13 protein-coding genes are annotated in these 11,967 nt (G+C 39.0%); 12 read left to right on the plus strand and 1 reads right to left on the minus strand.

Translation table 11 applies throughout. From position 1 onward, the window contains the following. Nucleotides 1-12: 12 nt before the first annotated feature. Nucleotides 13-1,656, minus strand: a complete 1,644-nt coding sequence (gene nadB / locus AAC388_RS04580) for an L-aspartate oxidase (RefSeq protein ID WP_000367525.1) — start codon at nt 1,654-1,656, stop codon at nt 13-15. Nucleotides 1,657-1,886: 230 nt separating this feature from the next. Between nadB and AAC388_RS04585 the strand changes: the two genes are divergently transcribed. From AAC388_RS04585 to AAC388_RS04640, 12 genes are all read left to right on the plus strand, one after another. Further along, entirely contained in the window at nt 1,887-3,263 is a 1,377-nt protein-coding gene (locus AAC388_RS04585; protein WP_342371255.1) for a Do family serine endopeptidase, read from the plus strand. A 122-nt stretch (nt 3,264-3,385) separates the two neighbouring features. Then, nucleotides 3,386-3,838: an acyl-CoA thioesterase gene (locus AAC388_RS04590; protein ID WP_005073148.1), complete on the plus strand. Its 453-nt coding sequence runs from the start codon at nt 3,386-3,388 to the stop codon at nt 3,836-3,838. Between the two features lie 21 nt (nt 3,839-3,859). Then, a complete protein-coding gene (locus AAC388_RS04595; protein ID WP_262519511.1) occupies nt 3,860-4,408 on the plus strand; it encodes a GNAT family N-acetyltransferase in 549 nt (182 codons plus the stop codon). 183 nt (nt 4,409-4,591) lie between these two features. Then, nucleotides 4,592-6,409, plus strand: coding sequence for a translation elongation factor 4 (gene lepA / locus AAC388_RS04600; protein ID WP_002118606.1), 1,818 nt, complete (start codon nt 4,592-4,594; stop codon nt 6,407-6,409). Nucleotides 6,410-6,484: 75 nt separating this feature from the next. Then, entirely contained in the window at nt 6,485-7,312 is an 828-nt protein-coding gene (gene lepB / locus AAC388_RS04605; protein ID WP_005067825.1) for a signal peptidase I, read from the plus strand. A 24-nt stretch (nt 7,313-7,336) separates the two neighbouring features. Continuing rightward, nucleotides 7,337-7,711, plus strand: a complete 375-nt coding sequence (locus AAC388_RS04610; RefSeq protein WP_068565500.1) for a DUF4845 domain-containing protein — start codon at nt 7,337-7,339, stop codon at nt 7,709-7,711. Next, nucleotides 7,683-8,375, plus strand: a complete 693-nt coding sequence (rnc, locus tag AAC388_RS04615; protein WP_005067830.1) for a ribonuclease III — start codon at nt 7,683-7,685, stop codon at nt 8,373-8,375. The genes AAC388_RS04610 and rnc overlap by 29 nt, the downstream gene beginning before the upstream one ends. An 11-nt stretch (nt 8,376-8,386) precedes the next feature. Then, nucleotides 8,387-9,409: a GTPase Era gene (era, locus tag AAC388_RS04620; protein WP_342371557.1), complete on the plus strand. Its 1,023-nt coding sequence runs from the start codon at nt 8,387-8,389 to the stop codon at nt 9,407-9,409. A gap of 17 nt (nt 9,410-9,426) precedes the next feature. Continuing rightward, nucleotides 9,427-9,630 carry an NF038104 family lipoprotein gene (locus AAC388_RS04625; protein WP_005067833.1) on the plus strand — a complete coding sequence of 68 codons (204 nt, stop codon included), beginning with the start codon at nt 9,427-9,429 and terminating at the stop codon, nt 9,628-9,630. 9 nt (nt 9,631-9,639) lie between these two features. Further along, entirely contained in the window at nt 9,640-10,353 is a 714-nt protein-coding gene (locus AAC388_RS04630) for a DNA repair protein RecO C-terminal domain-containing protein (RefSeq protein WP_017480577.1), read from the plus strand. Between the two features lie 13 nt (nt 10,354-10,366). Beyond that, nucleotides 10,367-11,092: a pyridoxine 5'-phosphate synthase gene (pdxJ, locus tag AAC388_RS04635; protein WP_017386244.1), complete on the plus strand. Its 726-nt coding sequence runs from the start codon at nt 10,367-10,369 to the stop codon at nt 11,090-11,092. A gap of 6 nt (nt 11,093-11,098) precedes the next feature. After that, a complete protein-coding gene (locus tag AAC388_RS04640) occupies nt 11,099-11,743 on the plus strand; it encodes a tRNA-(ms[2]io[6]A)-hydroxylase (protein ID WP_014207364.1) in 645 nt (214 codons plus the stop codon). Nucleotides 11,744-11,967 lie beyond the last annotated feature (224 nt).

An 11,967-nucleotide genomic window follows, 5' to 3' on the forward strand; every position in this document is an offset into this window, starting at 1 on the left:
TAGAAGAACAACTTAAATGTCAGTATTAACCAATGGCTGTTCTACTGCAAAATTTGGAGGAGTCAAAACAGTTTTACGAATCTCACTCGAAGTTTCCGGATAATCAAGCGTGTAATGTAAACCACGTGATTCTTTACGTTGCATGGCACAGCGAACAATCATTTCAGATACTAAAACAAGGTTACGAAGCTCAATCAGGTTTTTGCTAACACGATAGTCTTGATAATATTCCGTGATTTCACGCTTTAACATTTCAATACGGTGTAAAGCACGTTCTAAACGTTTAGTAGTCCTTACAATACCAACGTAGTTCCACATGGTCGAACGTAACTCATCCCAGTTTTGTAAAATCACAACATCTTCATCAGGATTGGTTACTTGTGAGTCATCCCAAGTTGGTACTTCTGGTAATTTGAAGTTTTCATCAAATTTATTTTCGATATCTTTTGCTGCACTCATGCCATAAACGAAGCACTCAAGTAATGAGTTACTTGCCATGCGGTTTGCACCATGTAAGCCTGTATAAGACGTTTCACCAATTGCATAGAGACCTTCAATATCCGTCTGGCTATTTGAGTCAACCACAACACCACCACATGTATAGTGAGCTGCTGGAACTACAGGAATCATGTCTTTGGTAATATCGATGCCTAACTCAAGCAATCTTGCATAAAGTGTAGGGAAGTGCTCTTTAATAAACTCGGGTGATTTGTGGGTAATGTCTAACCACACGTGACGAATACCAAGACGCTTGATTTCATGGTCAATGGTACGTGCAACAATATCACGAGGAGCCAGTTCTGCACGATCGTCAAAACGCAACATAAAACGTTCGCCATCAGGTAGGCGCAAATAAGCACCTTCACCACGCATAGCTTCGGTAATTAAAAATGACCGTGCTTGAGGGTGATAGAGACAGGTTGGATGAAACTGATTAAATTCCATATTCGCTACACGGCAACCTGCACGATAAGCCATTGCAATACCATCACCTGTGGCAATATCTGGATTAGATGTGTACAGATAAGCTTTCATCGCACCGCCGCAAGCCAGCGCGGTGAATGGTGCAAGGAAAGTATGAACCTTTTCAGTATTTTCATCTAATGCATATAAACCAATAGCACGATTCGCTTGGTCGGTATGGCCTAATTTATGCGAGGTGATTAAATCAATCGCAATATAATTTTCAAAAATAGTAATATTTTTACGTTCTTTGGCACGTTCAACCAAAGTAGTTGAAATGGCTTTGCCTGTTGCATCAGCAGAATGGATAATGCGACGCTGCGAGTGACCACCTTCGCGAGTCAAATGAAGCTGTTCATCTTCATCTAAGGTAAATTGCACGCCTTGTTTTAAAAGAAAATCAACAGAAGGGCGGCCGCCTTCTACGGTATGTTGTACCGCGTCCATTTCACATAAATGAGCGCCTGCAATCATAGTGTCATTAATATGCTGTTGAATAGAGTCAGTCTCATCAAGAACAGCAGCAACGCCACCTTGAGCATAAAAGGTACTTGCTTCGGTTAGAGCAGCTTTGGCTAAAACTGCAATATTAAAATGATTTGGTAACGATAAAGCCAGACTTAAACCAGCGCCGCCGCTGCCCACAATAATCACGTCAAAGTGGTGAATTGTCTGTAAATTAGGCATGTCCATTCGCATCAATTTAAAACGTCCGCTAATGACACCCCTTTTTACTTAAAAAGGCAAGAGCTTAAGCGCTCTAACTCAGAGAAAAATTGCAATTGGCTTAAAAAGTTGCAATGCGTAAAATAATCCTTGTGATGACGTATTACAAATAAACATATTGTTACGCACAACCTCAAAGCGTTGTGATACAACAGTTTTATCCTTATTCTCGTAGACCAATTGTGGGTGAGCACCGAATGAAATCTCGCTATTTACAACAAGGAATGTATGCAGCGGTATTTACAGTTGCTGCTGTTCAAGCAAATGCTGCTGTTGATTTTTCAAATCTTGTTGAACAAGTTAGTCCAGCAGTCGTGAGTGTAAATGTCGTAAAAAAAATGACTCAGGATGAACTGTTGCAGCAGCAAGTTCCTGAAATTTTAAAACGTTTCTTTGGCAATCAGGTCATCATTCCACAGCAACAAGGTCCACAAGAAAAGACAGCTTACGGAAGTGCATTCTTCATTAGTAAAGATGGTTACCTACTTACTAACCACCATGTGATTGAAAATGCCTCTCGTATCAGCATCACTCTAAATGACCGCCGTGAAATTGATGCAACCGTGGTGGGTAGTGATGAGCGTACAGACGTTGCTTTGTTAAAGGTAAATGGAACTAACTATCCAGCTTTACGAGTAGGAAATGTTGACCGTTTACGTGTCGGAGAACCTGTTTTAGCTATTGGTTCGCCGTTTGGCTTTGACTACTCTGCGTCGGCCGGTATTGTGAGTGCAAAATCACGAAACATGAGCGGTGAAACTTCGGTGCCATTTATTCAAACAGATGTGGCTTTAAACCCGGGTAATTCTGGTGGTCCATTATTTAATCAAAATGGTGAAGTGGTCGGGGTAAATTCTCGAATATTTAGTGGTACTGGCGGCTATATGGGCTTGTCTTTCTCTATTCCGATTGATGTAGCAATGGATGTTGCCGATCAGCTTAAAACAAAAGGTAAAGTCACACGCTCTTATCTTGGGGTGATGATGCAAGATATTGATCGAAACCTTGCTGATGCCTATAAATTACCAAAACCTGAAGGTGCTTTAATTACTCAAATTTCTCCGAACTCACCTGCACAAAAAGCAGGGCTAAGAGCGGGTGATGTGATTTTAAAATTAAATGGTGCGCCTGTACTTCGTACGAGTGATTTACTGTACGCATTAAACAAAGTACAGCCAAATCAAACTGTTCAGTTTGAAGTGTTACGTGATGATAAAACACGCAATATTTCAGCGACTTTAACGACTGCACCAGATGAAACGCCTGCTACTGGTACGCAAGGTGCTGCATCTAAAGGGCCAGTTTTAGGCATGAGTATTCGTGATCTAGCTGAACCGGAAAAAAATGCGTTGAGTGTAAAAGGCGGGATTTTTGTACAAGATGTTCGCCGTGGCGGTTTAGCATCATTGTCAAATATCATTCCAGGTGATGTGATTACCCAAGTCAATAATAGCCAAATTTTAAATAGTCAGGATTTTGCAAAAGTTGTTTCTAACTTACCGAAAAATACCGTAGCACGTGTTGCTATTATTCGTCAGGGACAGCGCGCAATGCTTGGTTTACGTATTCAATAATCCTCAATCTAATCAATAAACCACCCTGAAAATGGGTGGTTTTTGTTATTTATCTTGAGCGTTTAGCGATATCTACCTACACTTATTTCAGTTTTAAGGTTAATAAATAAGAGTGTTCATTTGTGAGTAGTATTTTTGATTTACATATTCAGGTGCAGCCACATCACATTGATGCGTTGGGACATGTAAATAATGTGATGTATGTTCAATGGATGCAGGATGTAGCTGCTGCTCATGTCGAAACTTTGGGAGTGGGGGTAACTAAGTATCTTGAGTTAAAACATGCAATGGTCGCGGTTGAGCATCATGTGCAATATCGTAAAGCTGCGTTTGAAGGCGAACAAATTGTGTTACGTACATGGTTAGATGACATTAATGCACTTTATTCATTCCGCCAGTATGTGTTTTTCCGCCCATCAGATCAGGCCGTATTATTTGTTGGGAATACCAAATGGGCATGTATTGAAATTGCTACAGGACGTCCAAAACGAATGTCACCAACTTTTACCCATGCATATAAGCCGCTTGACTCAAGCATAAACCCTTACGATTTTACCGTTTCGTATGATAAGTGAGTAAAAAAGAGAGGCTGGAATTTGAAGAATTTATTTTCCATAGAAACCGATCGATTAATCTTAAGTGATCTTACAGAAGCTGATAAAAATTTTGTCTTTGACTTATTTTCAAATTCAAGCGTACTTGAATTTTATGATTTAAAAGCCTTTACTTCATTAGAAGAAGCTGGGGCTTTAATTGAAAAAATGCATAAAAAATGGAATCAACAGCTAGGTTTTAGACATGCTATTCGTCTTAAAAAAGATGGAACTATGTTGGGAACATGTGGTGTAAATACTATCAAACAGAGTGATGATGATTTTGCGGTTGTCATTGGTTATGAACTTCATCCTAATGCATGGGGTGAGGGATATATGCAAGAGGCTCTAGTAGGGCTCATCCAGTATTTGAAACAAGAGAGATTATTCCAAAAACAAATAAAATATGTTTGGGCTGAAATATTTGAACAGAACATTAGATCTCAACAAGTCGTGCAGAAACTCGGGTTTGAATTGATTGGGGATATAGCTAATGAGACTGGCAATAATTTATCTGCAAGTCTACTTAAGTTCGAGCTAAAACTGTTCTGATTTAAGTACTCTTCAAAGAGAAATAGATCGTTATGTTGAGAAGTTTAAAAAGCTTTTTTAAAAGAAAGAATTTATATCTTTTTCATATCGGCAATCTGTTATAATCTCACGCAATTTATTTAACCGCTTTGGCTGTGTATTAAAACAAGCTACATAGCACTCTATATTTTCTCAAGGTAACCCATGGCGCAAGCTAAAAAATCCGTCGATATCAAAAATATACGAAATTTCTCGATTATTGCCCACATTGACCATGGTAAGTCTACATTGGCTGACCGTTTTATTCAGATGTGTGGCGGTCTACAAGATCGTGAAATGCAAGCTCAGGTCTTAGACTCAATGGAGCTTGAGCGTGAACGTGGGATTACCATTAAAGCCGCTTCTGTCACGCTGTATTACACCCATCCAAATGGTCAGGAATACCAACTTAACTTTATTGATACGCCTGGGCACGTTGACTTCTCATATGAAGTTTCTCGTTCATTAGCTGCGTGTGAAGGTGCACTATTGGTTGTAGATGCTGCACAAGGTGTTGAAGCTCAATCAGTTGCAAACTGTTATACAGCAATTGAACAAGGTCTAGAAGTTCTTCCTATTCTAAATAAAATTGATTTACCACAGGCTGAACCTGAACGTGTAATTCATGAAATTGAAGAAATTATCGGGATTGAAGCGACAGATGCACCAACCTGTTCAGCAAAAACTGGTTTAGGTGTTGAAGGTGTACTCGAGCGTTTAGTCGATGTTATTCCGGCGCCAGAAGGTGATCGTGAAGCACCATTACAAGCATTAATTATCGACTCATGGTTTGATAACTACTTAGGCGTAGTTTCTCTTGTTCGTATTAAACAAGGTCGTATCCGCAAGGGCGACAAAATGTTGGTTAAATCGACAGGGCAAACTCATCCGGTCACTTCTGTAGGTGTGTTTAATCCTAAGCATACCGAAACAGATATTCTTGAAGCTGGTGAAGTAGGTTTTGTTATTGCGGGTATTAAAGATATTTTTGGTGCACCAGTAGGTGACACGATTACTCTTGCTTCTACACCAGACGTTGCAACTTTACCGGGTTTCAAAAAGGTTAAACCGCAAGTATATGCTGGTCTTTTCCCTATTGATGCGAGTGACTTTGAACCATTCCGTGAAGCATTACAAAAATTACAGATCAATGACTCGGCTTTATTCTTTGAACCAGAAAGTTCGGATGCTTTAGGCTTTGGTTTCCGTTGTGGCTTCTTAGGTATGCTGCACATGGAAATTGTACAAGAGCGTTTAGAGCGTGAATACGATCTTGACCTCATCAGTTCTGCACCTACCGTAATTTATGAAGCATTAACTAAGAAAGGCGAAACGATTTACATCGATAGTCCATCAAAAATGCCGGATGGATCGACTGTAGAAGATTTGCGTGAACCAATTGCTGAATGTCATATCCTTGTTCCTCAAGAATATTTAGGGAACGTAATGACGCTCTGTATCGAACGTCGTGGTGTACAAAAAGATATGAAATTCTTGGGTAACCAAGTTTCTATTACTTTTGAAATTCCGATGGCTGAAGTCGTTATGGATTTCTTTGATAGATTAAAGTCATGCTCTCGTGGCTTTGCATCTTTAGACTATAACTTTGTACGTTTTGAAAGTTCAGCTTTAGTTAAGGTTGATGTGTTAATTAATAGCGAAAAGGTTGATGCCTTGGCTATGATTTGTCACCGTAATGATGCACGCCATCGTGGTATTGCATTGGTTGAGAAAATGAAAGACTTGATTCCTCGCCAAATGTTCGATGTTGCTATTCAGGCAGCAATCGGTGCGCAAATTATTGCCCGTTCTACCGTAAAAGCGATGCGTAAAAACGTATTGGCAAAATGTTATGGTGGTGACGTTTCACGTAAGAAAAAACTACTTTCTAAACAAAAAGAAGGTAAGAAACGTATGAAACAAGTGGGAAGTGTTGAAATTCCACAAGAAGCGTTCTTGGCTGTATTGAAAGTAGAAAGATAAGAAATGAGGGTGGGGGAAGTGAACAATTTCCTTTCCCCACTGTAATACAAGCAGCGAGGCTGCGAGTGAGGTCATGTGGATTTTGATTTTAATTTAATTCTTGTTCCAGTTACGCTGATTCTATTTGCAGTGTGGTTGTTAGATAAACTTGTATTAAAACAGCGTGCAAATAAAGGACGCGGGAACGAAAATTTTGTCATTACATGGGCCTATGACTTTTGGCCAGTTTTAGCTGTAGTACTTGTGCTTCGTTCATTTCTTTATGAGCCATTTAATATTCCATCGGACTCTATGGTACCAACTTTAGAAACTGGTGATTTTATTCTGGTGAATAAATTCGATTATGGTGTACGTTTACCTATCGTTAATAAAAAAATTATTGATGTAGGTGAGCCGAAGCGTGGTGATGTAATTGTATTCCGTTATCCACCTCAACCGACTATTAGCTATATTAAACGTGTAATCGGTTTACCTGGTGATCATATTGTTTATGACCATGGGCAATTAATTATTAACGGGCAAAAAGTACCGAAAGTATTAACACAGTTCAGTCGTGAAAAAGATGTGATGGATACGCCAACGTCTATTTATCATAAAGAGACGATTGGTGAGCATACCTTTACGATGCGTGAGCTTGAAGGCGTAAATGTGGCGCGCCAAGCACCGTTTATCAACTATGTTGAAAATGGTAAATATGCGAACCAAGACGGTTTATATTGGGAAGTGACTGTACCAAAAGGACATTACTTTGCAATGGGGGATAACCGCGATCAAAGTGCAGACAGTCGTTTCTGGGGGTTCGTTCCTGAAGAAAACTTAACAGGACGAGCATTCTACGTGTGGATGCATAAAGAACCGGGTTTACACCTTCCTAACTTTAGCCGAAATGGAAAAATAGATTAAAAACAACCATTAGGAAAAAAAGAAATGCGTAAGGCACAACAGGGTACTTCGTATTTAGCAATTTTATTTGGGGTGGTTATATTTGCAGTTGCAGTAAAAGCTGTACTTGCAGTTTGGCCAGCATATTGGGATGATCGGCTGATTAATAATCAGATAGAAGAGCTTTTACAAGAAAGCTCTTCTGAGATCACACCACAAAAGTTTATAGCACAAATGGATCAGCGACTCGAAATGAACAATATTCGTGATCTCCACTTTAAAGAGATCGCTCAAGTGTTTAATCAGTCAGGTCTAACGGTCAAAAAGAAATATGAAGTAAGAAAACCTTTCTTATTCAATATTGATTTAGTTTTAACATTTGAGAAGAGTTTTGATAAAACATCAGTTCAAACTAAGTGATCCTCGCTTACTGAGTCGAATCGGATATCAATTTAAGCAGCTTGAATTGTTACAGTTAGCTTTGACTCATCGTTCGGTGAGTCACAAATACAATTACGAGCGCTTAGAGTTTCTCGGTGATTCATTATTAGGCATGATAATCGCCAATTATCTATATCATGCTTATCCAAATGAAAATGAAGGTCGTCTCACGCGTATGCGTGCGACCTTAGTTCGCCAAGAAGCGTTAGGTAAGATTGCAACCGATTTGCAACTTAGTCGGTGTTTAATATTAAGTACAGGCGAGTTGAAATCTGGTGGTCATCATCGTGAGTCAATATTAGCAGATACGGTAGAAGCGATTATTGGTGCAATCTATCTTGATAGTGGTGATCTCAACTTACTTAAAGATATTGTGCTAAAATGGTACATACCCTATTTAGACCATATAGAACCTACGGATCAACTCAAAGATCCGAAATCACGTTTACAAGAGTATCTACAAGCACGTAAAAAACCTCTCCCTGTTTACGAGGTTGTAGATATTCAGGGTGATGCACCTCATCAGCACTTTAAAGTGGAATGTGTGGTAGATGGTTTACCGAAGATTTATGGTGAGGGTTCAAGTCGTCGTTTTGCCGAGCAGGCAGCAGCGGCGGAAATTTTAAAGTTATTGGAGCAATAACCTGCATGTCGATGCATTCTGATCAAATCAATCCAGATTCAAATGAAAACCAAGATCCTAATAATCTGATTGATCAATTTTTTAGTTCCAAAGGCGTAACAATCCCTTCGGATTTTAAGAGCGGATTTGTGGCGATTGTGGGACGTCCAAATGTGGGTAAATCTACCCTCATGAACCATTTATTGGGTCAAAAGCTCTCTATTACTTCGCGTAAACCTCAAACAACACGTCATAAAATTATTGGTATTGATTCGCGCGAAAAGATGCAGGCGGTATATGTAGATACCCCAGGTATGCATAAAAAAGAAGTGCGTGCTATTAATAAAATGATGAACCGTGCTGCTCATTCTGCATTACGTGACGTTAACTTAGTTTTATTCGTTCTCGATGCTTATAAGTGGACTCAAAACGACGATTTAGTGCTTGAAAAACTCAAGAACGCTGAAATGCCGGTTATTTTGGTTATTAATAAGGCGGACACTTTTGAAGATAAAAGAGAGATTCTTCCTCTCATTCAAGAACGTGCCAAACTTATGAATTTTGCTGAGATTGTTCCTGTTTCTGCTTTGCGTGGTGCAAACTTAGAACACTTGAGTGAAACGATTGAGAAATACCTTCCTTATCAACCACCATTGTATTCATTTGATCAGATTACTGACCGCTCTGAACGCTTCTTGGCAAGTGAAATTATTCGCGAAAAAATCATGCGTCAGTTGGGTGAAGAGCTTCCTTATGATTTAACAGTACAAATTGAATCTTTCAAAACAGAAGAAGCAACTGTTAATGAAAAAACTGGTCGTTTAAAACCAGCTTGTACCTATATCGATGCAACGATTTTTGTAGACCGCGCTGGTCAAAAAGCCATTGTGATTGGTGGAAAAGGTGCCAAGCTTAAAACGATTGGTATGGATGCTCGTAAAGACATGGAAAAAATGTTTGAGCAAAAAATTATGCTCACACTTTGGGTGAAAGTGAAGGGTGGCTGGTCTGATGATGAGCGTGCTCTCAAAAGCTTAGGATACAGTGATATCTAAAGGATAAGGATGCTGGTATGAAAACAATTACATCATTAATCGCTATAGTTGGATGTACATTGATGTTACAAGGTTGTGTATATAAGCTTGTAACCGTACCAGTAGGTATCGCCTATAAAACTACTAAAGGGGTAGTTAAAGGTACAGCAGCTGTTGTAGGTGCTGTTATTCCTGACGGTGATGATGAGGATGATAAAAAAGAAAAAGAATCTGAGGAATAGATTCTTTTTATGATGCGCAATGAAGTCCTCCATGGATATATGATTCATCACCGTAAGTACCGTGAAAAAAGTCATATTGTGCATCTTTTTACTCAGGAATATGGGCGAGTTGATGGTATTTTAAGACAGACTCCGCCCCCTCAATATCAACCTATTCGACTGCAAGCCACAGGTAAAAGTGAACTCAAAAATTTTACTAAGCTGGAAATATTAAATCAGCCTGTTTTCTTTTTTGGTGATGCTTTTTTTGCCGGATTTTATTTAAATGAAATTGTTCTTAGACTTTGCCCATTAGAAGAGGCAATGCCACAAACTTTTGAGCAATATCAATTAACTTTACTTCAATTACAGCAATTATCTTCCCACGAAAATCCTGATCTTTTTCTGAGACAGATTTTGCGCCAGTTCGAACATGTTTTACTTCCTGAGCTGGGTTACGCGATTGATTTCTCAATTGATACTCAACAACAGCCAATACAGGCCCACCAGTTTTATCAATTTCAGGTGACTGAAGGTTTTGCACCCATTGTTCAGGCAAGCCGTTCTTCATTGTCAGGTAAAGCGATTTTATCTATGTTGGATTATGAGCAAGGTCAGGATTTTTCTCACGAACAATTGCAATTATTAGGTAAACTATACCGTCAAATGATTACATCGCTTTTAGGAGATCGTCCCCTAAAAAGTCGACAATTGTGGATTCAAAATACTCAAACTCAATCGTAATTAGGATTTATTTATGGCTGCATTGCTTGGTGTAAACATAGACCATGTTGCTACTTTAAGACAGGCGCGCGGTACTACTTATCCAGACCCTGTAGAAGCTGCTCTTATTTGTGAACAAGCTGGTGCAGAGGGGATTACTTTGCATTTGCGTGAAGACCGTCGCCATATTCAAGATGATGATGTACGTCGCATGCGTCCATTATTAAAAACGCGTATGAACCTAGAGTTAGCTGTTACTGATGAAATGGTCGAGTTTGCGAAAGAAATTCAGCCGCAGCACGTATGTTTTGTTCCAGAAAGACGCCAAGAAGTAACAACTGAAGGTGGTTTGGATGTAGTGGGTAACTTTGAAAAAGTTAAAGCTGCAACTCAAACTTTAGCGGCCATTGGTTGTGACGTATCATTATTTATTGATGCTGATTTAGCCCAAATTGATGCAGCAGTTGCGTGTGGCGCACCTACGATTGAGTTGCACACGGGTGCATATGCAGATGCGGAAACGGAGCAAGATCAACAAGCCGAGTTAGAGCGCATTATCAAAGGTGTTGAGTATGCAGCTTCAAAAGGTTTGGTTGTAAATGCAGGTCATGGCCTTAACCTTAAAAATATTGCGCCAATTGCAGCTATTCCACAAATTCATGAATTAAACATTGGTCATTCAATTATTGCTGAAAGTGTTTTTGTAGGTCTGGTTCAAGCTGTTAAAGATATGAAAACAGCGATTCAGGCAGCAGGATAGTTGGTTATGTCGAGTATCAATTACGATGAATTAATGCAACCTGTGGTGGCCTTTTTAGGTTGTCAAACACCAAAAGCATGGTTGGATGAAGCAATCAATAATTTAGATATCTTGATGCAAGATCATGCTAATTGTGAAAAGAAAGCTGCTAGTACAGCAATGAACTTAATGTTCCGCTATAGCTTCTTTCCTGACTTACAAGTAAAACTTGCTCAACTTGTACGAGAAGAAATGCTTCACTACGAACAAGTGCTTGAGCTTATGGCTAAGCGTGGTCAAGAGTGGACTGGTTTAAGTGCCGGACGTTATGCAGGTGGGTTGCGTAAAGAAATTCGTACATATGAGCCTGAAGCTTTAATTGATGTGCTGGTGATTGGTGCATTCGTAGAGGCTCGTTCATGTGAGCGTTTTTATGCACTTGCACCGCGTGTAGATGATGAGTTAGGACGTTATTATCGATACTTGCTTAAGTCAGAGTCTCGTCATTTTGAAGACTATCTAGCTCTTGCGCTTGATGTGGCAACCACTGCAAAAATGAAAGATCCTAAAGAGGATATTCAACAGCGAATTGATCATATCCGTGAAGTTGAAAAGAATCTGATTTTAACACCAGATGATACTTTCCGTTTTCATAGTGGTATTCCTGCTTAGTCTTGGATGTCTCAAATAAAAAAGTTTACCTTTCAAGGTAAACTTTTTTATTTGGTGAGTATTATCTCTTTGGCGGTAAGCATGTTCTGCTTTTAGTTTTTTAATACATATAATTATTTAATAAATATATTTTTTATAGATTTTAATTTCTCTTAAAATTTTTAAAAAAACTTTTATTTTTTTAGGCTAATAATAAATATTGTGTAAATATAAAGGTTGATATG

This window comes from Acinetobacter sp. D009 (genome assembly GCF_038562025.1).
In the GTDB taxonomy this organism is placed as follows: domain Bacteria; phylum Pseudomonadota; class Gammaproteobacteria; order Pseudomonadales; family Moraxellaceae; genus Acinetobacter; species Acinetobacter pittii.